Origin of the sequence: Singulisphaera photorubra, assembly GCF_045290345.1 — a bacterium.
Lineage (GTDB): Bacteria > Planctomycetota > Planctomycetia > Isosphaerales > Isosphaeraceae > Singulisphaera.
On the sequence record NZ_CP155447.1, the window covers coordinates 9912141 to 9937255 of the forward strand.

18 protein-coding genes are annotated in these 25115 nt (G+C 61.5%); 5 read left to right on the forward strand and 13 right to left on the reverse strand.

All coding sequences use genetic code 11. The features are described from left to right. Nucleotides 1-270: 270 nt before the first annotated feature. The 6 genes from V5E97_RS37055 to V5E97_RS37080 all read right to left on the reverse strand — a co-directional run bounded on the left by V5E97_RS37055 (nucleotide 271) and on the right by V5E97_RS37080 (nucleotide 6749). Nucleotides 271-1587 (reverse strand): M48 family metallopeptidase, encoded by a 1317-nt coding sequence (locus V5E97_RS37055; protein ID WP_406696559.1) that lies wholly within the window; start codon nucleotides 1585-1587, stop codon nucleotides 271-273. Between the two features lie 33 nt (nucleotides 1588-1620). After that, nucleotides 1621-3030, reverse strand: coding sequence for a M67 family metallopeptidase (locus V5E97_RS37060; protein ID WP_406696560.1), 1410 nt, complete (start codon nucleotides 3028-3030; stop codon nucleotides 1621-1623). Nucleotides 3031-3146: 116 nt separating this feature from the next. Continuing rightward, on the reverse strand, nucleotides 3147-4403 hold the full coding sequence (locus V5E97_RS37065; RefSeq protein ID WP_406696561.1) for a HesA/MoeB/ThiF family protein: 1257 nt from the start codon (nucleotides 4401-4403) through the stop codon (nucleotides 3147-3149). 215 nt (nucleotides 4404-4618) lie between these two features. Further along, nucleotides 4619-5344 (reverse strand): ubiquitin-conjugating enzyme E2, encoded by a 726-nt coding sequence (locus V5E97_RS37070; protein ID WP_406696562.1) that lies wholly within the window; start codon nucleotides 5342-5344, stop codon nucleotides 4619-4621. Nucleotides 5345-5412: 68 nt separating this feature from the next. Next, entirely contained in the window at nucleotides 5413-5712 is a 300-nt protein-coding gene (locus V5E97_RS37075) for an EsaB/YukD family protein (RefSeq protein ID WP_406696564.1), read from the reverse strand. 209 nt (nucleotides 5713-5921) lie between these two features. After that, on the reverse strand, nucleotides 5922-6749 hold the full coding sequence (locus V5E97_RS37080; RefSeq protein ID WP_406696565.1) for an RING finger protein: 828 nt from the start codon (nucleotides 6747-6749) through the stop codon (nucleotides 5922-5924). Between the two features lie 255 nt (nucleotides 6750-7004). Between V5E97_RS37080 and V5E97_RS37085 the strand changes: the two genes are divergently transcribed. Further along, complete coding sequence (locus tag V5E97_RS37085; protein ID WP_406696566.1) at nucleotides 7005-7907, forward strand: DMT family transporter; 903 nt, start codon at nucleotides 7005-7007, stop codon at nucleotides 7905-7907. 411 nt (nucleotides 7908-8318) lie between these two features. Here V5E97_RS37085 and V5E97_RS37090 read toward each other — a convergent pair whose 3' ends face one another. Together V5E97_RS37090 and V5E97_RS37095 are read right to left on the reverse strand one after the other, a co-directional pair. Continuing rightward, nucleotides 8319-9590, reverse strand: coding sequence for a threonine synthase (locus V5E97_RS37090; RefSeq protein WP_406696567.1), 1272 nt, complete (start codon nucleotides 9588-9590; stop codon nucleotides 8319-8321). Nucleotides 9591-11812: 2222 nt separating this feature from the next. Further along, complete coding sequence (locus V5E97_RS37095) at nucleotides 11813-12313, reverse strand: tRNA (cytidine(34)-2'-O)-methyltransferase (RefSeq protein WP_406696568.1); 501 nt, start codon at nucleotides 12311-12313, stop codon at nucleotides 11813-11815. 226 nt (nucleotides 12314-12539) lie between these two features. Between V5E97_RS37095 and V5E97_RS37100 the strand changes: the two genes are divergently transcribed. After that, nucleotides 12540-15848: a PSD1 and planctomycete cytochrome C domain-containing protein gene (locus V5E97_RS37100; RefSeq protein WP_406696569.1), complete on the forward strand. Its 3309-nt coding sequence runs from the start codon at nucleotides 12540-12542 to the stop codon at nucleotides 15846-15848. A 217-nt stretch (nucleotides 15849-16065) separates the two neighbouring features. Here V5E97_RS37100 and V5E97_RS37105 read toward each other — a convergent pair whose 3' ends face one another. Continuing rightward, nucleotides 16066-17697, reverse strand: a complete 1632-nt coding sequence (locus V5E97_RS37105) for a hypothetical protein (protein ID WP_406696570.1) — start codon at nucleotides 17695-17697, stop codon at nucleotides 16066-16068. A gap of 426 nt (nucleotides 17698-18123) precedes the next feature. On the opposite strand from V5E97_RS37105, the gene V5E97_RS37110 reads away from it, so the two are divergent. Both V5E97_RS37110 and V5E97_RS37115 read left to right on the forward strand, forming a co-directional pair. Next, nucleotides 18124-19416, forward strand: coding sequence for a dicarboxylate/amino acid:cation symporter (locus tag V5E97_RS37110; protein ID WP_406696571.1), 1293 nt, complete (start codon nucleotides 18124-18126; stop codon nucleotides 19414-19416). Between the two features lie 282 nt (nucleotides 19417-19698). Continuing rightward, a complete protein-coding gene (locus V5E97_RS37115) occupies nucleotides 19699-19968 on the forward strand; it encodes a hypothetical protein (protein WP_406696572.1) in 270 nt (89 codons plus the stop codon). 14 nt (nucleotides 19969-19982) lie between these two features. On the opposite strand, the gene V5E97_RS37120 is transcribed toward V5E97_RS37115, so the two are convergent. Next, nucleotides 19983-21149, reverse strand: a complete 1167-nt coding sequence (locus tag V5E97_RS37120) for a glycosyltransferase family 4 protein (RefSeq protein ID WP_406696573.1) — start codon at nucleotides 21147-21149, stop codon at nucleotides 19983-19985. A 137-nt stretch (nucleotides 21150-21286) separates the two neighbouring features. Further along, on the reverse strand, nucleotides 21287-22639 hold the full coding sequence (locus tag V5E97_RS37125; protein ID WP_406696574.1) for a carboxypeptidase regulatory-like domain-containing protein: 1353 nt from the start codon (nucleotides 22637-22639) through the stop codon (nucleotides 21287-21289). A gap of 209 nt (nucleotides 22640-22848) precedes the next feature. Here V5E97_RS37125 and V5E97_RS37130 point away from each other — a divergent pair, with 209 nt between their 5' ends. Then, nucleotides 22849-23127, forward strand: coding sequence for a hypothetical protein (locus tag V5E97_RS37130; RefSeq protein ID WP_406696575.1), 279 nt, complete (start codon nucleotides 22849-22851; stop codon nucleotides 23125-23127). Between the two features lie 184 nt (nucleotides 23128-23311). Here the strand turns inward: V5E97_RS37130 and V5E97_RS37135 are convergent, their stop codons facing one another. Next, nucleotides 23312-23899 carry a DUF417 family protein gene (locus tag V5E97_RS37135; protein ID WP_406696576.1) on the reverse strand — a complete coding sequence of 196 codons (588 nt, stop codon included), beginning with the start codon at nucleotides 23897-23899 and terminating at the stop codon, nucleotides 23312-23314. Between the two features lie 44 nt (nucleotides 23900-23943). Further along, nucleotides 23944-24903, reverse strand: a complete 960-nt coding sequence (locus V5E97_RS37140) for a helix-turn-helix domain-containing protein (protein ID WP_406696577.1) — start codon at nucleotides 24901-24903, stop codon at nucleotides 23944-23946. Nucleotides 24904-25115 lie beyond the last annotated feature (212 nt).

Genomic DNA, 25115 nt, shown 5'->3' on the forward strand with positions numbered 1-25115 from the left:
AGGAGAGAGCAGGCCGGCGGGGATCTATGCTGGGTGATTCCAGACTGAGAGCGAGAGACGGCAGGGAAGGAAATCGCTCATATCCAAGTGCCAAGCTTCGCAACGCCTTTCAGCTGCCCGATCATGGCAAGCGTCGTCCCTGCGTGCAAGCTTCACTTTTTCCAATTCACGGCCGAATCGAGACAGGGACCGATTCGCGGCCTGGAAATCCTCACCTAACCTATTGATCCACAATCGTTCGCGTCGAGTGCAACCTCGATCACCATTTTTTTAGCGGCGAACCGCGGATTCGGGACGAATCCAGCGGGAGTACCGGAGCGAACGACCCTGCATCCAAGGGCGGTAGGTGTTGCAGAAATCAATCCTCTCCCCAATGCTGGGATGCGATCCTCGCCAGATACGGTAGACCAAGCCGGGCCGAGGAACTCCGAGATTCTCTTTTTGCAGCTTGACGAAAGCGAGCGCAGCATCCCGGTTCGAGCGAGTGAGCTCGAGCGCAAAGCGATCGGCCTCGTGTTCTTGATGCCGGCTATAAACGTTGGCAACGGGAAGAAGCGCTAGCGAAGCGAGCTGCAAGAGAAGTAGCAAGAGCGGGACCGAGGCCACGTCGGAGAGTTGGCTGACGCCGAACCGCCCCTTGGCGCGCGCGAGCAGCCAACGCCCGGCCCGGTCGGCCCAGAAGAGGCTCGCCAGGGTGATCAAGGAGGAGAGCAAGATCGTCCTCGGGACATGGCCAAGAACGTAGTGCCCCATTTCATGGCCCATGACGACGAGCACTTCGCGATCGTCGAGCCGGGCGAGCAACGTGTCCCAGAGCACGATCCGCTTTGTCCCCAGCAGGCCAGTGACGTAGGCGTTCAACGCCTTGGTGTCCACGCTTTTGTTGACCTCGTGGATCCGGCTGCCGCTGATCCCCGCACGCTCGGCCAACGCGAGAATCTCGCGCTCGAGCACTTTGTCCTTCATCGGCCCGAAGTCGTTGAATAAAGGATCCACCCAGATCGGCTTCAAGAGCACCACGCCAAGCAGAAACGGAATCGTGAGAATCGTGGTGTAGAGCCACCATCGACGAGGACTTCGCTGAATGATCAGGAACGGAATCCAGGTGAACAGTGCGCCCACGACCGCCGAGATGCCCGCTTCCTTGACGGAATCGGACAACCATTTTTGGAACGATTGCGTGGAGAGTCCGTAGGCGTGTTGGCGAACGTACCCACGGTAGAAGTGAAGTGGAAGGTCGAGCAGAAACACGATCAAGGAGAAAAGCAGAACATAGATCCCAACGGTAAAAATCCAGCGACGACCAAGTTGCCGCGCCAAATCCCGAAATCTGGCCGAGGCGCCAGAGAAGAGCAGGGCGGCCGGGACCAGTAAGGCCCACAGTTGGCCCAGCGCCCAGAGCCAGTTCCCCGACTCATGGTAACGAACGGCGAGTGCGCTCGGTTGCGGGACGGGGACCGGAGTCAGGTCCTTTGCAACCGGGGTCGGTCGCCCGGACACCGAGGAGCCTGACGGGGCAAGGTCGGCTGCCTGAAGGGGAGGGGTGAGGAAAAGAGCCAGCAGAAGCGCGAGTCTCAGCAGGCGCAAGTGGAAGTCGGTTCGCAATGTCCTCAGGGCCTTTCACACAATTCGGTGCGGGGGCGGGTCATCGGTTGTCGATTCCTCGCGCGGCGTCACGACCGGCCTCGGCTGCCCCAGCATCGTGAAGAGGCCAAGCGCGGCGACCAGAAAGAGCCCCCAACCCGCGGCCGCGGTGTACCAGGTTCGATGATAGCGATTGATCAGCGCTTCGACTTTGTCCGCGTCCTTGACCGTCTCCAGGATCGCATCCTTTTCCCTGATCGTCTGCGCCTTTGTCTTCACCGCGTCTTCGAGGAACTCGAGCCGACTGAGCAGATCAGGCGATTTTTTCTTCTCCTCATTGTACTGAGCAACGATCTTTTTCGCAGACTCATAGTCTTTGCTGAGTTTGAGGTTGGCGACCTCGAGCTGCCTGGACCGATCGGTAAGTGCGACATCGATCGTCTTCGAACGCTCCGCCTCTTTGCGAGCCGCGTCGCGCTCGCGGACGACGCGATTGTACTGATCGGTAAACTTGTCGGGACGACCATTGCTCGCCTCTTCGAGAAGACTATCGAGCGCCAGGCGTTGCGCCGAGACGATCTCTCCTGTGCTTTGCTCAAGTTCCTTGAGCGTCCGCGCCTGGTCCGCGACGCTTTGGTACATCTGGTAGAGGACGAGGCCAGCGGTCAGCACGAGCATCCCGACCAGGCTGCCGAACAGACTGAAAAGTACGGCCGTCTGGGTGCGGTCGACGGCCGTTGGATGGTGAGTGACCGGTCGCGTGAGCATGGCGATTAGCTGCGCCTCCAGTCGAGGGGAGAGGCCCCCACCGCCTCCTTCGGCGTTGGGGAAGTTCTCCAGGTCATTGACCAATCGCGTGAGGGCGATTCGGTCGGCCCGATCGGCGAAGAGGTAGTACCCCTCCACCTCGGCCAGTTCCCCGTCACGCCAATGAAAGAACCCGCGGGTCTGGCGGATCGGGTCAACTACATAAGCGATCTGAAGCGGCTGAGCGAAGAAGTGGCGATGGATGAACTGGTCGTGACTGGAGAGGAAGATGCCGAAATCCGGATGGGTATGGTACCAGCCCACAATGTCCAGGTCGGGATGCAAACGATCGCGCTCGCGGGTAATCTCTTCCCACGAATCATGAGTGTAGGTGAAACTGGCCTGCGTATTCTCGTAGTGCTTGGCTTCCAGCGACTTGGTGACCATGACGAACGGGAGCCCTGTCTTCTCGTCGAGGCATTCCTTACCGAGCAGAATTCCCCCCAGCTCAACGGAAGTGTCGCGGAGGGCATGCCGCTCGATCAAGTCGGCCGTCTCGCGATCGAGATAGATGGGGAGGTCGATCACCCCTGGCACCCCGTAGGCCAGACAGGCCCAGCGGCGATCACGATCAGGCCGGCAGCGACGCTCCGGCTCGCGATACTTCACGTCGTCGAAGACCATCTCATCGTGGCTCAAGCCGCTCGCCCTTCCCGTCGCTGACCTCGAAACACATTAAACCAAAACATGTCTACAGAAACACATTCTATCAGAACCCGAAGTCCGAACAATCAAAGGCCAGTCAACGACCTCTCTCAGGAGTGGGTTCCAGGATCCTTTGCATCGGGTTCGAGCCATCCTCGATCCCCGGCGAGGAGAAAGAAACGCGACTCGTCGACGCCGTCGACACGGACGATGTCGTAGGGAGGGATGCCGACGCGTGCAAGCGATAGCGCGACCAGGGGAGAATCCTCAGCCAGGGCGCTCACGATTTCCGGTTGAGCCGGCTCGTTGCAAGTTGGGCAAATCGACTCGGACTGGGAAACGCGAGTTCTCGGCCGATGAACCTCCAACTGCCAGCCGCAGCGCGGGCAATCGATCGAGACGACAAGGTCGCGTTCGAGGGCCAGGGTCAACGGTCCGGCCAGATCCGTCCGCCGCGCAGCCTCGAAGAGATCGGAGACGGGTCGCGTCGATTTCAGAGGCAATTCGACAGGTTCGGGATAGGTCTCGTGACTGAGACAATCGGCCCGGAAGGGGAGTTGAGTCGTGTAGAACTGGTTCGCGACCCCGTTGAAAACCATCGCGCTGCCGGCGGCAACCGGGAGGCCGTGAATGATTTTGAGCGCCTCCTGCACCTCGAGCGCGCCCATCATAGAGGCGATGGTGGGGGCCGTTGGAACCTTCCCCTCCATGATTTGATCACGGCGGAGCAGTGGGCAACTGTATCGAAGATTCAGGAGTTGATAATCCCGCTCGGTCATCGCGCATTCGTAACAGGCGGAGTTGGGGGGAACGAAGACTTTCACAACCCCCTGGATTTCTTGAATGCCCGAATCCACCCAGGGTGTTCCCACCTTCCAGCACTGTCGGTTGACCCAAAGTCGGGCCTCACGGTTATCGAGGCAGCCGATCACGACGTCGACATCCGCGAACAGACCAAGGCCAAGGTCGGTGATCACATCCCCCTTGAGTGGGATGATCTTCACCTCCGGATTGATCTCGCAGGCCCGCTGCGCCCCGACCTCCGCCTTACCGCGACCGCCGTCTTCGGTCCGAAAAAGGACCGACCGCGAAAGATTCGAGGGTTCCACGTCGTCGAGGTCGATGACGTAGACGGTCCCGACTCCGAGGAGCGCCAGATTTTTGAGCACCTCATTCCCTAACGCCCCCGCGCCGACGACGAGCACCCGCGCGGCGGCCAGCCGTTCTTGCCGCCACCACGGAATGAGCCGAAGCCGAGAGTATCGGTCGGAATCGTCGATGATCAAATCAGGGGATGCATCGACGTTCGTCACCGAATCCGGATCAGGCGAGTCTTCATCGAGGAACGTCAGTGGGGAGTCTGCCATGAAGGATTCACCGAAGGCGGTTTGCGAAACGACCGGGGCGATCGAGCGCGACTCAAAACTTTAGCCGCGTCAATCAGGCCCGGTCGCCTTGCCGAAAAGGTGGCTCAACACCTCTTAGAATGAGGTATCAAGCAATTAATCAATGAAGAAAATCTCATCGCCCGGCCGAGGACGGGGTGGAGCAGGGCGAAGCTCGACCTCCATGTCAAGGAGGATCATCCCTCGGGTCCTTCCGCTCCAGACCCGTTCCAAGCCTCGGGGACTCGGGGAATCGCGTTGGACTGGCCTGGTGTGATCGAGCTCAAATTGGCCGCGAACTTCCGGACAAAATCGGCATATTTGCCTGCTTTGGAGCCGGGTGCCGAACTCGCCGGCGGATTGCTCCCGGCCGGTATGCGGGTTGACGGCTCCGACTCCGCGGAGGGAGCAGGGGGGGACTGCGACTCGACCCGGCCGAGCGCGACTCTGAGGTCGCGGAGCGCCCGAGCGTCGAGTGGAAAGAGGAACGCGCTCTGGTTCGCGACCCAGAGGGCCGCCTCGCGGTTGTACGGACTCCTGATGTCATAGTTGTGGAATCGAGCCATATCCCAGAGCATGCCGCAAAGTTCGTCGAGGTTGAGGCTGGGAACCCAGTGCGTCCCATACCCCCCCAGGCAAACCATTCCAATTTCCGAGATGTTCGGATGATAAATCGGAGTGAGCCAGCGGATCTCGGGCATCGTTCGTGGATAGGACGAGCCGAGCTTGATCTCGACTTCGTGACGGTCGCGGATCGAGACCTTGCCCCGCTCGCGGGCGAGGCTCCGGCCTCGAAACTCCACCACATACCGTTGCGCAGGCTTTCCCTCGGCTCGGAACCGAAGGACCGAGCTTTCCGACCCCAACCGCTCCATGGCGGTGTAATCGTTGCGAAGTCGTCGGATGCGAGGTGATTCGTACATAGTTCTGACGAGCCCAACGCGTCAAAAAATGAGGATGGCGCCCTACATCGACTTGAGCCGTGGAACGGTTAGAAGCGTCCGGCGACAACCTCGGGATAGACGATCAGGTGATCGCCGTTCTGAACTCCGGCCTCCACCAGTGTATGGCTCTCGATCAGTCTTCGCCCTCCCTCTTTATGGTCGAGCGAATAACTCATCGGTTGCCCGTCCGGACTGGTGGTCGGTAAGTTCATCTTGGTGATGATATTCGGGAGAATTCGGCTAACCGGCACGCTGAATGCAATGACCGCCTTAACCGACTTCGCCCCAGTCTGGTCCAGGAACGTCACCTGAATCCCGGTGGGATCGGCATTTCCGCCGTATGACATAGTCAGGATACCTCCTCAGCATCTCATTCGCTGGTCACGCGACAATATTAGGAAGAGACGCCGGGAATCCTCGGCGTTCGAGGTGAACTGGTGGTGCTAGGATAACCGGTAATTCCCCGGGCCGAAACCGCCCAAACGCGGGAATCGATCAATTCCAGCGTCTGCTTCATCGGAGAACTACCCCTTTCCCAGAAAATGCCCTATCACTCTCAGGCCGACACACTATGTTTGCCGTTGCAGCCATAGATCGAGCACGTCCCGACGTATTCCCAGCAGTCGCGATGGTGGGGAGTCCGGCAGACCGCACAGCGGACACTTGGGCCATCGATGGCCTCCCCGCAAACCTTGCAGATCGGCGGGCCGGCATCCTCGCTGGAAGTGGGACCCACGGCGAGGATCGAGACCCCCTGCGACAACTGCGAGGCCACTCCGAGTTGCAGCCCGTCGTGGATCAGAAGCGTTTCACGCACGGCGTGAATGAGCGACTCGGCATGGAGTCCGAGGTTACGATCAATCTGGACCAGCAGTCGTTCCGGATTGATCGAGATCAGCATCCCGCCCGGAGGCGCCAGGCGCTGTAAGTTTCCGATCGACCAGCGAACCCCTGAGTCCAGGAACCCGGCAGCCATTTCGGGATCGTTGGCCTGCACGACGAAGCCTCGGTCGAACTCCTGATCGCCGATCCGGACCAGTCGAGTCCCTTTGGGAGCTTGCGCCGGGGCAGGGCGGGAAACCGGCGCCAGCTCGAGCCGAAACGGAAGGCCGTTACGAAACCGAGCCACGACCCGGGTCCTCGGGTGGTTGGACTGGCCGGTAATCTGGGGGGCCAGACCCACCCGGACGTTCGACCCCTTGTAGGCAAAGCTGACGGTCGGAGGATCGGAGAGGCCCCGGCTTTCATACTTTCCCTGATAACGCGCCGCGAGCTGGCGGTACGATCGATAACGATTGCCCGTCATCCAAGCGCCGGCCGTCGCCCCCAAACGAATCACCAGGTAGACCAACAGGACGATGGCGCCGAGAACCACCAGGTGCATGGCGCGTATCCTTTTATTTTTGGTTTCGATTTGGGGGAGCCAAATACCGAACGCGTTGGGAACTCAGTTGCTTCGACAACGATCGTAAACCGGGGCTGGCTTCCACCACTCCACGATCGTCAATCAACGAGGGCGATGCTCTGATTTTACTATTGTCACACGGAAAGGCAATTGCGAGTCACCTATTCGGGGCAGGCCGTGACTCGTACCATTTGGCAGGATGTGCTCGAAAGACAAATGACCGAGGAGCTGCGCGTGGGCTGGGTGTTGGACGATCATCGGAAAGCGGCGCGGTACGGACGCCGATACGTGCTTGGTGCGGCCGCTCTCTGGAGCCTGGGCGGAGTGTTCGCCAAGGGGCTCGAACTCGACGGCCTGACGGTCGCCTTCTATCGCAGCCTGTTCGCGGGGCTGGTCTTGTTGCCGTTCGTCCCCGCGTCGCGCCGCGTCGTCCGGCCGGCGATGCTCCCGCTTGGTTTCACCTTTGGCGCCATGACCGGGCTCTATCTCAGTTCCGTCATGACGACCACGGCCGCCAACGCGATCTTCCTTCAATGCACCGCCACGATCTGGACGATTCCGCTGAGTGCCTGGCTCCTCAAGGAACGCCCGGATCGACGCTCGATCGCAGGGATCGCGCTGGCATCGCTCGGCATCGTGGCAATCGTGTTCTACGGTTACGACGGCCGGCCGAACGAAGGGCAGGGGATCGCGCTCGGGCTCGCCAGTGGCGTGGGCTATGCAGGAGTTGTGGTGGGGCTCCGCGGGTTTCGCGACCTCGACCCCATCTGGCTCAGCGCGTTCAACAACCTCGCCGCTTCGGTCACGCTCGGACTCTGGATCCTTCTGACCCGCGGCTCGATTCCCGTGCCGCCCCCGTCGACGATAGCGCTCCTCGTGGTGTTCGGAACGATCCAGATGGCGATTCCGTACGGCTTGTTCGCCCGGGGACTCCGTGAGATCGGCGCTCCCGAGGCGGGTCTCCTCGGTCTCCTCGAACCAGTACTCGCTCCGATCTGGGTGCTGCTGGTGATCGGCGAGCGCCCCGCGGTTCCCACGATCGTGGGCGGCCTCTTTCTGCTCTTGGGAGTGGCCTGTCGCTACTGGCCCTCGCCAGGTCGCCAGTTGGTGGTCGCCGAAGTGCTGCACGAGCACTAATCGGCGGACGAGATTGACGAGTTGGCCGAAGTTCGTACGATCTCGGCCACCGCCGTCTGGGGAATCCGTGATGGATGCGGATTTCCGTGCCAGAATTGATTCGTTGCTGAATCAAGTCCAGAGAGTCGGGAGTTCCATGTTATGGGAATCTCAGAGTCAATCACTCCGAAGCAATGGCTTTCAGCCTGCCTCGGGTGGACGATGATCGTCGTCGGCTTGGCCATCGTCCTCCGGGTAGTCGTGCACCTGGACAAGCTGTTCGCAGGTTGCCTTGACGCTGCATTTCCCCCGTCGGCCTCGATTTTAGTGGCCGTGGCAGTCGCACTACTGACGGCAGGTTTGAGCCAGCTTCGGCCGAGCCGCGGCGCCGTCTGAACGCGGCGTGACTCAGGACGTGAGTGACTAAATCGCTCAGAGCCCACCGTCCAGCAGCATCCGGATATTGGGCAAAGACTTCTCGGCTGCGGCAGTGTTCACCAGGACGACTCGATCCCCCTCGCGAACCAGACCGCGATCGGCCATTTCCGGCAAGGCAGCCAGCGTCGCGGCTCCCTCGGGCGACCAGGCGAATCGTCGGGCCCGCCACTCGTCGCGAATGACCGCGCGAATGGCCTCGTCGGTCACGGCGATGGCGGCGCCGCCCGACTCCCTGATGATCCGCAAAACATTGATGTGGCCGACGTTCCGCGCGACGTTCAAACCCGTGGCAATGGTGGCGCCGGGGGGCAGGGGAGTGATGTCATCCGCCCCCTCGTCAAAGGCGCGAACGATCGGGGTGGTCGCCGCGCTCTGAACACAGATCATTCGGGGCCGCTCGTCCCCCACCAGCCCAAGCGCTTGAAGCTCATCAAAGGCTTTGGCCATCCCGACGACCCCGGTCCCGCCTCCGGTCGGATAAACGATCACGTCGGGCAGTTTCCAGACCCGATCGGCTAAACGATCCCCGGCGGGTTCCGCCATTTCCAGGCCGAGGGTCTTTTTTCCCTCGGTTCGCCAGCCGGGCTCCTGAAACGTGGCCACACTGAAGTAGCCGGCCGGCACATAATGGTCGCGAACCCTCTGGGCGGATTCCACGATCGTGCCCGCCACGAGTTCCAGGGTGATGAGCTCCGGGTGGAGTTTGGCATAGGCAGCCACCTTGCCCAGAATCGGTAGGTCGGTGTCGGGCGACATCACGATCGCCGCCTCGAGCCCACCAGCCAACGCGTATTCGGCCAGCGCATCCCCCGCGTTGCCTTGAGTCGGGACGGCCAACCGCGACAGTCCGAGGGCCTTGGCCATCGAGACCGTCATGGCCATCCCCCGGTCCTTGAACGACAGCGTCGGATTGTGGCCGAAACCCGGATAGGGCTTCCCCTCGTCTTTCACCTCAAGCCGACACTTCAGCCGATCGGCCCAGGGGTGGGGGTAGGGGAGACATGGGGTATGGCCCTCTCCCAGGGAAACGACGTAACGGCAATCGTCGGGGTCGGCGACGTCGAGCGGTAGCAGCCCACCAAACCGCCAAAGATCGGGCCGCGAGGGATCCCACCCACCATCGCGGCCGCGTTCCGCCTTGAGTCGATCGATATCGAGAACCAACTGGACCGGACGCCCATCCCGCTCACACAAATTCATCAAGCGGTCGGCCGGATAGGTGGCACCGCAGGTGGGACAGCCCAGGTGGGACACAAATCGCATCATTCGCTCCCGACACCGATTACGTCAATAGGCTCACGCATTTCCGAATCGCTGATACGTACTTTAACCGATCGGCCCCGGTGACGCATCCAGTCTCTCGACGAGTCGACCTGAAGCTACCCACGAGTGGTTGACCTCCGAACATTTACGGGGCCCGCCCCGACACGGTCCCACCGCCCTGATTTTGACATCCGGAATCGGAAGCGTAGACTTCGATCGAGGCGATCCTCAAAAAAATCCCTGATTGAGGCTCGAATACCGCCTGAGGTCTGTACGTCTCTGAGTCTGTGGACTCGTGAGTCTTGCCAGTCGATTGATGCGTTTTAACGGTGTTTCTTTACCCCCCCGAGTCGCAGGTCCCGGTCGGCCTTCCACCAGTCAGTTGGAGCGCATTCCTGATCCGGTCGACGCACTCGGACTGAACTCCTGATCGGAGTGTAAGAGGCTCTTGCCATGAATTTAACGCTTCGACTCCTTGGTGTTCCCGCAGTTGTCGTCACCAGCCTTTTCCTGGTTGGCCCCCAGCCGGTTGCGGCCGACGATGAAACGACGGCTCCCCCCGTCTCCCCGAGTACGGATAAAGGGTCCCCGGACTCGACGGAAAAAATCCCGTCCCTGAACCTCCTCGAAGCCGTTCGCAAGGGCGCGGTCTCGGTGAATGCCGAAGGGATCGGCGACGGCCGCATGACGCTCTCCGTGACCAATAAGACCAAGCGCAAGCTTCAAGTCGTTCTTCCGCCCGGCCTCATTGCCTCCGGTGCCACCGGCCAGTTCGGTGGGATGGGCGGAATGGGTGGTGGAATGGGCGGCATGGGCGGTGGCATGGGCGGAATGGGCATGGGAGGCATGGGCGGCGGCGGCATGGGAGGCATGGGCGGCGGCATGGGAGGAATGGGCGGTGGCATGGGAGGTATGGGCGGCGGCGGCATGGGCGGCGGCATGGGAATGGGTGGAGGGACCATGCCCGCCTCGATGGGAATGATGATGCTCGGTCGACTGATCATGTCGTTGGTCGGCGACCGCGATAGCTGGGACCAGCAGTCGCTCATGGGCGGCATGATGGGCGGCATGGGCGGCGGAATGGGTGGCATGGGCGGCGGCATGGGCGGCATGGGCGGAATGGGCGGCATGGGTGGCGGAATGCGGTCCGTCCCTCCCACCGGCCTCCCGTTCGCCACGCTGAATCCCAAGCAGACCCGACACCTGCCCACGCGTTTGGTGGGCCTTTCCGACCCCAATCCGGAACAGCCCGTGGCAATGCCGGCCAAGGGCGAACGACTCCGGGTGGGCGATATCAGCCAACTCACGACAGACCCACGCGTGCAGCAGGCTTTGAAGCGGCTCGCCGAGGACAAAGCCCCCCAAACGGTGTCGCAACTCGTGATGTGGCGAGTGGCTTCCCGCCTGGATTGGGACACGATTGCCGCGATGTCCAAGGATTGGGCCAACGCTCAAGAGCTGACTCTGGCCCGCTCATTCGTTGACCAACTCGGCGAATTGCCCAAGGGTGACTCCGGGACGCTCCTTTGCGAAGTCAGGGCCGACGCTCCCGCGCACAAGGCACTGGCCCGTCAGATCGAAAAGACCCTCCAGGGCCAGAACGTTCTCGGCCTGTCGGTGAAGACGGCGATCACACCTGAACCCGAAGGCCCTGGTGTCGCCTGCCGGATCACCCTGCGAGGCACCGAGGCGAAGCCCGAGGCCATCGTGGAGGTGTCCACGAGCAACCCTGATGCAACCCGATGGGCCGCCGCGGGCAAATTCACCTTGCCGGTCGATCGCGAAGGCGACAAGGCCAAAACAGACGCATTCGTGGATTCGTTGGCGGAAGGGATGCTGGGACGTCTGGTTCGGGCGTCCGTCGCCCCCGCGTCGAAGGGCAACGGCAACGCCAAAGGCAAAGACGCGTACAAAGTGCGGATTGAGAACGGCTCTCCGCTGATCCTGAACGGCATCGCCGTCGTGGGCACGGGCAGCGAGAGCGGCCAGGAGGCCAAGGTGCTTGCGGGTCTCAGCGTGGCACCCGGCAAGAGCATCACCGTCCCGGCCTCCAGCCGGGTGGTTGAGCAGTTGGGCCTCAAAAGGGTGTTCGCCTGGTTGCGGCTGATCTCAGCGGCCTTTGAGTTGTCCTCCGAGCTTGATTTTCGATCGTTCCCCATGCGACCCCGAACGCCGTTGGCGTTCGGGGTCGCTTGCGTGAAGGGAAAGAGGGGGGACGCGAGGGATCATGCCCCTGGCAGTTCGATTTGCCGGACCGCTTCGAACGCCCCGATCGCGACGGCGTTGGCCAGATTGAGGCTGCGTGCTTCCGGTCGGATCGGAATGCGGACCAACCGATTTTCCGGTGATGATATCCAGGAGAGTGGAAGGCCCCGGCTCTCGGGTCCGAAGACCAGTCCATCGCCCGCGCGATAGACGGCCCTCGTGTAGGAAGCCTGTGCTTTCGTACTGAACGACCAGAGGTGGTCTCTTCCCACGACGGCTACCACCTCGTCGATATGGTCGACGACCCGCCAGTTCAAATGCTCCCAGTAATCCAAGCCCGCTCGGCGGCGATGCCGATCGTCGAGGTGAAACCCAAGGGGACGGACGAGCCAGAGCATCGCGCCCACGGCGACGCACGTGCGTCCGATCGACCCCGTATTCGCGGCAATCTCAGGCTCGTAGAGGATGATGTGAAGCCTGGGTGTCTCGGAAGCAAGGTCGTTTTCAGCAGCCGTGTTCATTCCACTTCGTCTCGATACAAGAGCAAGAAAGGCCAGGCAAGGGTTTCATCCTTCCAGAGTCGGCCTGATGGGTCAAACGGCTCCCTCGATCGCCCTGGCAAAATCAGGGTCCAACGCCTACAATGACGTGGTGATCGGATCCCTCCCGCGGCCGTTGCAGGCTCCTCGCCCCACCGATTGCGATGCCCTCGGGCACCCTCCGAACTCCTCGTTCTCGAGAAATCCTATGAGATGGTCAACTTCCCTCCTTGGATTTAGCTTGATCCTTGGAATCTTACCGCCCGTCCACGCGGACGCCCCCGCGCAACCGGGCGGGGGAGCCCCCTCGACCGAGTTCTTCGAGGCGCGGGTTCGCCCGTTGCTTGTAGATTCGTGTGTTCGTTGTCATGGGGAGAAAAAGCAGTCCGGAGGCCTGCGGCTCGACTCGCGCGAAGCGATTCTCGAAGGGGGGGATAGCGGGCCGGCCCTCGTGCCCGGCAATCCCGACACGAGTCTGCTCATGCAGGTAATCCGACACACTCACGAAGAGTACAAGATGCCCCCGAAGGGCAAACTCCCTGCTCCGGCGATCGAGGCGCTCGCCGAGTGGGTGGTGCAAGGTGCTCCCTGGACCAAGGGAACCGTCCTCACGGCGGCCGAGAAAGATCAAGCCACGGAACAGCACTGGGCATTTCAGCCAGTCCGCCAAGTCAAACCGGCCCCGGTCAAAACCCAGGGCTGGGGCACTTCGACGATCGACGCTTTCATCCTCGCCAAACTCGAGAGCGCGGGGATGAGCCCCTCGGGGCAGGTCGACAAACGAACCTTGATTCGGCGGGCGACTTTCGACCTGACAGGCTTACCGCCGACCGCCGCCGAAATCGAGGCGTTCGAAGCCGATCCCGCACCCGACGCCTTTGCGAAAGTCGTCGAGCGCCTCCTGGCCTCACCTCAATACGGGGAACGCTGGGGGCGACATTGGCTCGACGTTGCCCGATATGCAGATACGAAAGGCTACGTCTTCAACGAAGAACGTCGCTACCCCTTCTCATATACATACCGCGACTACGTCATCCGGTCCTTCAATGAGGATCTCCCCTACGACCAGTTCCTGCTCCAGCAGATCGCGGCCGATCGCCTGCCACTGGAAGGAAACACGCAACCCTTGGCGGCCCTTGGGTTCTTGACCGTGGGACGCCGATTTCTCAACAACCAGCAAGACATCATCGACGATCGAATCGATGTCGTGACTCGCGGCCTTCTGGGACTCACCGTCTCCTGCGCCCGTTGCCACGACCATAAGTTTGACCCGATCCCAACCGCCGACTACTACTCGCTCTACGGCGTATTTGCCAGCTCGAATGAACCTGCGGATCCTCCTCTGATCACGCCGACAACAAGCACTCCCGAATCGATTGCCTTCGACCTCGAACATGCCAAACGCAGCGAGAAGGTGAACACATTTTTGGTCTCCAAACGCGACGAGATCCAGAAGGATCTGGGGGCTCGGGTCGAGCCCTACTTCCTGGCCGCCTTCGACCTCGAGTTCAACCCGAAACATCCCAAGCTCGACGATCGGGCTCGCGCAGCCTCGCTCCCTCCCAGCCGCCTCCGCCTGGCGATCAGCCACTGGAAGTCACGGCTCGATGCGTCGCGAACCGCTCAAGACCCAATCCTCGGTCCCTGGCACGCGTTTGCAGCGATTCCCGAGGCCGATTTCGCCCGCCAAGCAGGTGACGTCGCCCAAACAATCGCTAACAGCAAAGCCCCGGCATCGAACCCGGTCGTCGTCGCCTTGTTCCGTGAAAAACCGCCGACCGGTATGAAAGAGGTGGCCGCCCGCTACGCAACTCTCCTGGCGAAAGCCGAGCAGCGGCCGGAGCCTGGCAAGGACGCCTCGACGTCGGCCGACGAAACGGCCTGGAACTCGATCCGACGGGTTCTCCACGAAGACGGGGGGCCCCTCAGCGTCTCAGCCGACGAGGTCCAGCGAACCCTCGACCGCCAGGAGCGAACTCGACTCAAGAAGCTACAAAACGAGGTAGCCGAGCTTTCGGCAACCCACCCGGGGGCTCCGCCTCGAGCGATGGTCCTCAACGATGCACCGCAACCCGTCAATCCCCACATTTTTGTCCGGGGGAATCCGGGACGCCCAGGGAAACCGGTCCCTCGCCAGTTTCTTGAAGTCCTGTCGGGCGCCAAGCGGACTCCTTTCACGAACGGGAGTGGACGGCTGGACCTGGCGAAGGCGATCATCGACCCGAGCAACCCGCTGACCGCGCGCGTCCTGGTCAATCGCGTCTGGATGCTCCACTTCGGCACCGGCCTGGTGGAGACCGCGAGTGACTTCGGCCTGCGAAGCGATCCTCCATCGCACCCAGAGCTTCTCGACGACCTGGCCACGGAGTTCGTTCAGAGCGGTTGGTCGATCAAATCGTTGCACCGTCGAATGATGCTCTCGAGTGTTTATCAGCAAAAGAGTGAAAACAAACCGGACTACCTTGTGAAGGACCCGGCCAATCGCTTGCTCTGGCGCTTTCCCCGCCGCCGGCTTGAATTCGAGCCGATGCGGGACGCCTTGTTGGCCGTGTCAGGCCGGCTGGACAGAACCCTTGGGGGCCGGTCCATCGACCTCACGGCGACTCCGTTCACAACACGACGGACCGTCTACGGCTACATCGACCGCCAGAACCTCGATGGCGTCTATCGCACGTTCGACTTCGCCAGCCCCGACGCCACCAGTCCACGCCGCTACGTGACCACGGTTCCGCAGCAAGCGCTGTTCCTGATGAATAGCCCGTTCGTGATCGAACAGGCGCGCGAGCTTGCCACCACGGCAGGTGCATCGGCCGATCCCGAAGCGCGGGTTCGTGTGCTTTATCGCCGAATCTTCGGCCGTTCGCCTGAACCTACCGAGCTTGCCCAAGGGCTCCGCTTCGTCGACCAGAGGGCAAACGACCAATCTCCCACGACCCCGGAGATCTGGCAGTCGGGCTTCGGCGGCGTGGACGAGTCGACGCAGCGAGTGGGCCAATTCTCACCGTTTCCGCACTGGACCGGCACGGCCTGGCAGTTTGGTCCCAAACTTCCCGATCCGGACAAGAGCTACCTTCACCTGAATGCCTCGGGAGGGCACGTCGGCAACGACACTCAGCACGCGGCCATCCGACGGTGGACTGCGCCCCAGGATGCGATCATCTCGATCGAAGGAACGCTCACTCATACCGCCAAGGAAGGGGACGGGGTACGCGGTCGCATCGTTGCGTCTCGCGCGGGGAACCTGGGCGACTGGGTCGCTCAGCATAACAACGTTCCGACCCGAGTGGATCGATACGAGGTGAAGGCAGGGGAAACGATCGACTTCGTCGTCGACGGTCGGAGCAGCCCAAGTTTCGATTCGTTTGGCTGGTCGCCCGTCGTCCGAAAAATCGCCCCAGCCCCAGCGGAGTGGAAGGCCACGTCAGGTTTTCAAGGACCGCCGACCCCGCCACTCAACCCCTGGGAAGAGTATGCCCAGGTCCTTCTCCTCACCAACGAGTTCATGTTCGTTGACTGACTTCAAAAAGTGCTGCCCGAGCGCTGAACAGCCTGGGGCAGCACTTTTTCGTTGATTTCACCACCCACGTTGTTCCCCGGCGAACCGATTTCCGCGGGCCAGTCGACATCGGCGTTCGAGGAGGGCTGGGGGCCACCGGTTCGAGACTCGGCCCGCGTGGCACCCAGCAACGGCTCAGGACGGGGTTGTTTGCTTTGAAGACGGAGGTCGTCATTGCTTACAATGCACTCAAATCGGCCGCGATGATGCGAATCCCTTTCTTGAGGCCGAGCAACCTGACCGTCTCGTCCGTGGCGGGCAGCGTCATGCTTCGCTGCGGCGAAATGCTGATCCCCGAGAGGATCTTCGACTCGGTGTCGCTTCCCCGGCCCAGCACTGAGACCCCGTTCAGTACGAGCGGCGAGGCATTCTCGATCTTGATCTTGTAGGTCGGCTTCCCCTTCGAGCGCGCCCCGAGCGCGAGCTGAGCCCGGACCACGCGGTTGAGAATCCCCTCGGCCAACCCGTCCGCCACCGCCGAAGTGTTGAGTTCACCCGTTTTCATCCGGGTAAGTGGAAGCGTGAACTTGCCCGCCGCCAACCACGAACGCGCCGGTCCATCGCTGGTCGCGACCTGCACGACTGCGTCGTCTCCAGTGATTTGAACCTTGCAGGCCAACGCCGGCCCTTTGGGTTCCGCGGGCACACCTGTTTGCCCCTTCAGCCCCAACACGGACTTTCCCTTGAACGCGTCTCTGAGCTCTCGTGCCGCCGACTCTCCTGTCGCGTCCTTCGACTCAATTTCATAGAGCAGAACTCCGGTCTCATCCGAAGAAGGCGCTCCCAGCCGATCAACGAAGGTGCGCGCCAGGGTCAACTCGTGGGCATTCGACCACGGCCGAGCCAGCTCTTCGATGGCTTTCCAATCCTTGCCGGAACCGACTTTCCACATCACAAGTTGGGCCAATGTCTGAGGCGCCTTATCCTCGGCCAGTCGCTTGAGCGCTTTCTGAATCCGAGTATCCTCAGTCAACTGGCTGATGTCGCCGAGTCGAAGCTTCTCCCCCTTCGCTGGCATGATCACCGGTTGTTCTGCATCCGGCTCCGAAAGCCCCACCAGGCGAGTGGGCAGATGCCGGGTCTGCTTGGGGTTCAACGTGGCGAAGGGGAGGCCGGTGGGTGGGACGGACCGCATTCCGCCCCCCATACCACCCATGCCACCCCCCATGCCACCCATGCCGCCTCCCATGCCTCCCATGCTTCCCATGCCGCCGCCCATACCCATCATCATGCCGGACATGAGCGACTGCTGGTCCCAGCTATCGCGGTCGCCGACCAACGACATGATCAGTCGACCGAGCATCATCATTCCCATCGAGGCGGGCATCGTTCCACCACTACTCATGCCACCCCCCATGCCGCCACGTCCTCCCATTCCCCCCATGCCGCCGCCCATCCCTCCCATGCCACCACCCATTCCTCCCATGCCACCGCCCATCCCTCCCATGCCGCCGCCCATACCCCCCATGCCTCCCATGCCACCCCCCATGCCTCCCATACCACCGAACTGGCCGGTGGCACCGGAGGCAATGAGGCCGGGGGGGAGGACCACGCGAAGCTTCCGCTTCGTTTTGTTGGTGAGCGATAAGGTCATTCGACCATCACCACTTCCCTCCGCATCCACGCTGACATCTCCTTGCCGGAGTGCGGTCAGGAGATCGACGGGGCGTTCTGCTTCATCGGACGCCTTCTCCTGTCGCTCGGGTGACGGTTCATTGCCAAAACTCGGCGCGGGCAGAACTAGACCCAGTAACGACAGGCCACCTGCAAGCATGGCCACCCGCCAGGGGAGGAGCGCATTGGTCAACATCGGAAACCCTTTCTCAGCATCTCATGAGCAGTGGGAGAGGCGCATTTTCCAAAGGGGGGGAAAAGCGTTGCTGAGGGGGGAAGTGAAGCGTGGGGGGGGAATGCGAATCCAGTGTTGCTGACGGGGGCAGGCACCCCAGGTCGGGGCAGCCGTACTCAGCAGAGCACTTCAATCACAAATGCAGACGCCCGGAGCATCGGTTCTATTCAGACAGCCCCGGAATTTTTATTTCGGGAAATCGACCAATGACCGAACCGAGGGTTTCCCACCTGTGATACAGAATGATGCAACTCCGAAAGTGGCGTAAAAGTGATGGGGTACCCGGCTTGATGCGCTTGCCTCCTTGATAACGATGTCGTATGACCAACGCGATAGCCAAGGGGATTGTAGCGCTCCCGAATACGCTGCGTACGCGAGGATGACTCGATGGCTCAGTTTGACGAGGAACTCACAGCAAACGTTTTGGACGAGCCGGAGAGCCGTCCGGGCGGCATTCCGCTTTATGTCTGGGTGATCGCCGCCGTGATCTTGGCGATCCCGGTGGGCCTGTACTGGCAGGAGGGCGCCGAACATCTCAGCCTGCTTCCCAAATTAATTATTCGGGCGTTGAGCGCACTGGCGGCCCCCTTGGTTGTCTTGGCCATCCTCAGCGCGATCGTTTCCAACGACATCCGCGGGCGCCAGGGAGCGCGGATGATGATCTACTACCTGATCAACACCCTGGTCGCCATGGGGTTTGGTCTTGTCCTCTCGAACCTGATCCGTCCAGGCGTGGGCGCGAAGCTGATCGACCTCGCCAATCCGCCCGTTCCCCCGCCGCGGAAGACGGTGACTGACTTGCTCATTGAGCTCGTTCCTCGAAGCGTCGGCGATGCGTTTGCACAGAACAACCTGGCCCAACTCGTCCTGCTGACCCTCGCGTTGGCGATCGGCCTGGTCAAGATCCGCAATGAGCAACAAGCGCGAGGCGAGACGACCTACAAGGCGGCCGTCGACTTGCTGAACGTCGGCTTCGATCTCTTGATGCGCGTCCTGCTCTGGGTGGTCGCTCTCGTTCCTCTGGCCGTTTTCGGGGTGGTGGCCGCGAGCGTGGGACAGAAGGGGGGGATTCAGGTCTTCAGCTCACTGATCTGGCTGATCGTGGTCGTCCTGATTGGTCTCTCCTGCCAGATCCTTTGGTATTTGGTCGTCATGGTCATCTTCGGGCGGATGTCCCCTCTGAAATTTCTCCGCGGTGCGACGGACGTGATGGCCAGTACGTTTAGCACCTCGAGCACGGCGGCGACGATTCCGATCACGCTTCGGGCTCTGTCCAAGCTGGGCATCTCGCGGGAGTCGAGTCAGCTCGCGGCCTGCGTCGGGACCAACTTCAACAACGATGGTACCGCGCTCTACCAGGCGACCGCCGTCCTCTTCATGGCCCAGGCGCTCGGCTTCCCACTTGGTCCGATCGACCAGGTGATCATCGTCCTGACGACCCTGGTCGCCAGCGTCGGTGCCGGCGGGATCCCGTCGGGAAGCTTTGTGACACTGCCGCTCATCTTCGCCGCCGTTGGACTTCCGCCCGACAAGATCCCCGTCCTGCTGACGATCGACTGGTTTCTCGATCGCTGCCGGACGACGTCGAACGTCCTGGGTGATATGACCGTCGCAGTCCTCCTCGACCAGACTACGACCCCCATCAAATCGACGGTCGTTGCCCTCGATGAGGCGATCTAAGGAGATGGCTACGGTTTGCCTGACTCTCGGCCCGCGGACCGTGGCCTAACCCGTATTGCGGATGGACCTGGCCGTGACCCCGATCTTTTGGCCATCGCCTCGGGGCACAGGCCCGGCAATATGGTTGCGATCGATTCGTCTGTAAACCACGCTGGGTCGCGGACATTCCTCAGAAGATCAAGTAAAACCATGACCAGCCGCTCAGCATTGACGGCTGAAGGTCAATAGGTTGCACAAAATTCCAAGGCAGACCATGTCCACCTGCTTATAGAAGGAATTCCCATGCATCTCCGAGGGATCGTCCAGACCGCTGCGCTCGAGGAAAATCCCCCGGGAAGCGGAACCATCGAAATGATCCTGCGCGTGCAAGGCGTGGGGGCCGGGCAACCGCGTAAACTCATCATTCCGTATTCCCTCCTACTCCAGGATGAGACACTCGACCCCGACCTGATTTCAGGTCGGGGCTTCGAGGCGGACGTCGACCCCGTCGAGCAACGCTGGGTCGTCTCGCAGATCGCGTTCGCCTCCCGAATTCTCCGCCAGCCCGAGTGAGTGAACGGAGTCGATCACCACGGACGATCCGACCGCGAGGTGGATCGTTCCGCCAGCAGATGCCGGTAGAGCGTGAGGTAACGGTCGACCACGATCGGAAGCGCGAATTCCGTCTCGACACGATGCCGAGCCGTGGCCCCCATGCGGCTTGCGTGGTCCCGATCGCCGAGGATCTCGATCAGAGCATCCGACCACATCGCGGGATCGTCACCGATCACCAGTCGCCCGACCCCCTCGCCAATCAAGTCGACATTGCCACCGATCCCCGAAGCCACACAGGGCAACGCCGTGGCCATCGCTTCCAGCAACGAGTTGCTCATCCCCTCCGCCACGCTCGGCAAGACAAACAGGTCCGCCGCGCGGAGGATGTCGGCCGGGTCGTTCACGGCCCCCGCAAACTGAACCCGGTCGGCGATTCCAAGTTCCGCGACTCGTGCCTTGAGGCGATCATGCTCCGGCCCCTGTCCGACGAGGATGAGGTTGGCGCTCGTCAGCTTCGCCACGGCCGGCCAAGCATCAAGGAGCCGCATGAGGTTTTTTTGAGGGTGAAGGCGGCCGGTGAACATGACCCGAGGACGCGGCAGGAGTGCCGACTCGATTTCAGACTTGCCCGGCCGATAGTGAACGGCGTCGACTCCGCTCGCCATCCGGAACATTCGCTCCGGCGGAACGCCGAGCCTGAGCCACTGATCTTCGATATCGGCGGAGATCGCCGCGAACGCATGATTGCGCAGAATCAGGCGACGGAGCAGGGGGAAGCCCTTGGTCCTCGATAGCTCCTCAGCCTCGCCATAGTATCCCGAGCTCGCCGGCTGCACGAGCGTCGGCACGCCCCCGAACGTTTGACGTCCGAGACCCGTCGCGATCGCCTCCCAGAGCCCTTGGTGGGTATGGATCAGGTCGTAGCTGCCACGGAGCCGACGCAGAGCACGGATTACTCCAGCCACAAAGCTCACTGCGAACAGCGGGCCGACACGCGATGATCGAACCCATCGGTGAACTTGAATTCCCTGAACATCCTCGTCTCTGGCAAGCCCATCGACAGCATGGGTCACCACCTGGACGGAATGTCCCCGTTTCACAAGTTCAACCCCTTGCGCAAGGGCCTGACGTTCGGCCCCGCTCTCGAGCGGATGGAAATAGCTCAGCGCATAGCAGACGCGGACCTTCGAATCGTCCATCGATACCAAAAGATAAGTGGCCCGTTGAGTGCCCGGTTCGGAGCGCTTTCAGCGATTCAAACCCGGTGAGAAACGACGAGACCCGGCTCCTTGGGAGGAACCGGGTCTCAGTATCGTCGCGTTCAGTCGATTCGACTTCAACGAGTGATCGTCAGACTCGGGATGTTTCTTCCAAGGTCATCCACAATCTCGTTGCCACTGATCGTGAGCTGACTGACCGAATAGGCCCGACCACTGGGCATGACCACTTTGACGGTCCAGTCGCCATCGGGCAGGCGAACCGCGTAATGGCCATAAGCATCGGTCGTCACCACTCGGTCCGTGAAAGCGTTCGTTCGGCTGGAGAGGATCAGTTGAACGCCCTCTTCAAGCTCACCGGTGTCACCGGAGAGGACCTTGCCCTTGAGGATATTGCGGGCCGCTCGAAGGTTACCGGTGTTGAACGCAGGGCGATTTACAGTGCGTCGGGAAGGGGTATCGCCCGGGGCAGTCGGGGGCTCCTGAATCCCCTGGGGAACGGGTGGAGTCGTGGAATCTGCAGGTGCGAGCGGCAAGGGAACCTCTGCCCCAGTGTTCGGCGACGAAATGTCGGGAATCGCACCGGTGCTAGGTGCGGTCGATCGCTCGATCGGTGCTGCCTCATTGGTTGCGGGAGGCAGGTCGACGGGAGGCGGTTCGGGCTTGGTCTCGCGTTGAGCCGGAACTGAAGCCGGAGCCGGAGTTTGAGCGGGCGCGGGCTCGGGAAGCGACGACGTTTCGTTGGCCGGTGCGGGTTCTGAGGTCGTGCTCTCCACGACCGATGAGGGTGCACGTTCTTTCTTCTTCGTCGCCGAGGAGGGAATCGGAGCAGCGGCTGGAGCCGGGACCGAGGTCGTCTCCGCGCAGCAGACATCGGTCGTCGCGACCACCGGCTGATCGTAAATCGTGGGATACACGAAGGCGGTTCTCGTGTACGTCGTCGGCGAGTAGGAGGCGGCGGTGTACGTGGTGGCAACGTAGGTAGTGGGGACGTACGTGGTGGGAACGTACGTCGTCGGGATGTACGTGGTCGGGATATACGTGGTGGGGACGTACGTCGTCGGCACGTAATAGCTGCCGGAGGTCGTCGTATAGATCGGCCGATCTACGATTCGGCGCGGCGTGAGGACCCGCCGGGCCCTATAGGTAGAGGTTGGAACCACATACGACGACGCGACGATTGGACTCTCGTACACCGTGGCATACACCGACGGCACCACGGAGGTTGTCGCCACGTAAGTTGTTGGCGTAACGTACGAAGTAGGTAGAACGAACGACGTGGGAAGCACATACGAGGTGGGCAGCACGTATGAGGTTGGGAGAACCTCCGAGGTTGCCACGGGTAGTACAGCCGCGGTTGGTGCGTAAACCGCGGCTCGTCGCCCATGGTTTCCGTAGGCCAACGACCCTGGGTCCGAGAAGGCCAGAAGCGAGGTGGAGACTAGGAAAGCGCGAATCCCAGGTGTCTTCATGAGCGTAGCTCCTCGATGCGACGAAAGGAGAACTTCCTTGATGTCATTTTCGTTCTCGTTCGCGAATACCGCATGACCCCTACAATACCAAGTCTAGGTGATGAAACCAACAATTTGCGTGCCATCGATAGATCTGCGATGATCAGGATCATCCCCCGAGCCGCTACGGGCCCACCGGGGGTAACGAATCATCGGGAGACGTCTTCGTCATGACCCAATTACGTGACGCGGCCGAGGTGCTCAACCGCGATTTCCTCGAGTCCAGAAGCCGGATCCTCGAGGTCGCCGCTGCCCTGGATCGCCTCGACCGAGCCCCTGGTCGGCCCGGCGAGCCCCCTGATCGCCGCCTCGCTCAGTTACGCCAGGCGATCGAAGCCCTCCTCGAGCCCGGGCATGGCCGCGCTGAGACGATTCAACGCCTCTTCTCGCTCGAATACGACCCGAACTGGCAAGCGAACTACGGCGTCCTCGAGACCCGTCCAACCTAATGGTCGCGGGCGCGACAGGGCCTCCCGGCGGCCGGTCCGGCCAGCTTGGACGGAGACTCTCCCTGTTGCCGTGGCTCGGCTGGTGGAATCTGGCCAGGTGGCGGACGGACGGCGAAATACCCAACGGGCGGGACGTCACGGAGAGAAGAAGCTTCCTCGCGAACGTCCCACCGACGGCTGATCCTCAGGTTGTGAGGACACGCCCCTGCTTCCGCAGGTACGCCTTGGCCGAGTCGGCCATCGTAACGAGCGCGGCGCCCATCATGATCGCGTCTTTGACAACCAGCCGCCCGGCTCCGCTGAGGTAGGGAAACCCATGCTGAGCGTCCCCCAGGGCAGGGACCCAGCACTCCGGGGTCGTGATCAAGAATGAGAGCGTGACAAACGACATCACGACCACCAGGAAACTCCCCACGGCCGCGACCTGAGGGAGCCAAGGATGCAGACAAAGCATCAGCCCATAGAGAACGATGACCGCCCCGAGCCCATAGGCGAAGAGGTACGTTCGGTTCGCCTCGTGCCAGGCCCGGTTGGTCGGGACCAAGGCTCCTTCGGGATTCTTGTGGGTCTTGTAATTCCCGGGGTCGTTGTACCAAAAGCTCATGAACGGACTATTCGCGACAAACGGCACGATCCCGTCCGCCTCGTAGCGAAACGCCTTCAACCCGCCGATCCAGAGCAACACCACGATCAGCCCGAGTCGGGTCACCGTGATCCCCAAACGGTCCGCCTTCGCCGCCACTTCCATAAGTCTCTGTAGCCCACCGATCATCGGACTCTCTCCCGCGAATGGCCGGCCGCAAGCCCCTGTCACATTCAGGATTCGGCTGCGGACGATGCTCCATTGTCGGGATCCTGGAGGTCCTCAGGAATGGACGGAAGAGGCAATGTCATGGAGAGATTTCTCCCGCCGCGGATGGCGGTCTCGAATTCCCGGAAGAACAGGGGCGAATGGCCGGTCGCTCGCTTGAAGAGACGACTGAAGTAGAGCTCGTCGGCGTAACCAAGCTCGTGTGCGATCTGTTTCACCGGCTTCAGCGTGTGAAGCAGTTCCCACTTCGCGTGTTTCAGGATCCGTTCCCGGATCAACTCGGTCAGCGTCTTATGAAGGTGAGCCTTGACCACCTTCCCGAGTCCTTTCGGGTCGGCATCGAGCAGGCGAGCGTAGTCCGCAGGGGCATGAAACTGCCGATAATTCACTTCAATGAGCTGCCGAAGCGACTCCAGGACCGGTGGAATCCGGTCGCGAGTCGGGCCGGTCATTTCCCCTTGCTGCTCCCGCTTCAGGCGAGTCGCTCGGATCAAGAGGACCTTGAGGTACGAGAGCAGGAGCTCGGACTGAGCGAGTCCACCTTCATCCAGCTCACCCCGGATCTGGGACAGGAGATCCGCAACTTCACTCTCATGCTTCCCTTCCAGCTCGACGGCCGGGATGCCAAAGATATCGTTAAACAGGACCCCGTTACATCCCACCTCTTCGTGATAGGTCTCAATGCACAAGAAATTGGCATGAAATTGCAGGGTCACGCCCCGAACCGGAGTTTCCGGAACAAAGCGGATGTACTGATAGGGAACGAAAAAGAGAAGCGAGGAGGAAGCGAACGGGTGGCATGCGGAATCCGCCCAGAATTGGCCGTGCCCCGCCTGGATCCAGTCAATGGTAAAGTAATTCGAGCGCGCGATGAACGCGGAGCCGGGGTCAATCGCCAACTCCGCGAGCTTCACCGACGAATCACCACCGCGAGGATCGTAAAGGGTTTCGGGGACGCGATCCAATCGACACTCTCCGTCACAGGCCTGCCTGATTTCACCACCGACGAACCGGACGATCCCGAAAATTCACGCGTTGGGAACCGAGTGCTCCCACCAAACTGTTTCACCCCAGTTATTGGGAGTCGTGTGGATCCGGATCTCGATGTTCCGACCCAGCGGAACAATCGCCCTCGATCGGCCCTGATTGCCCTGGGTTCACCCGGTGTCGACCTCCC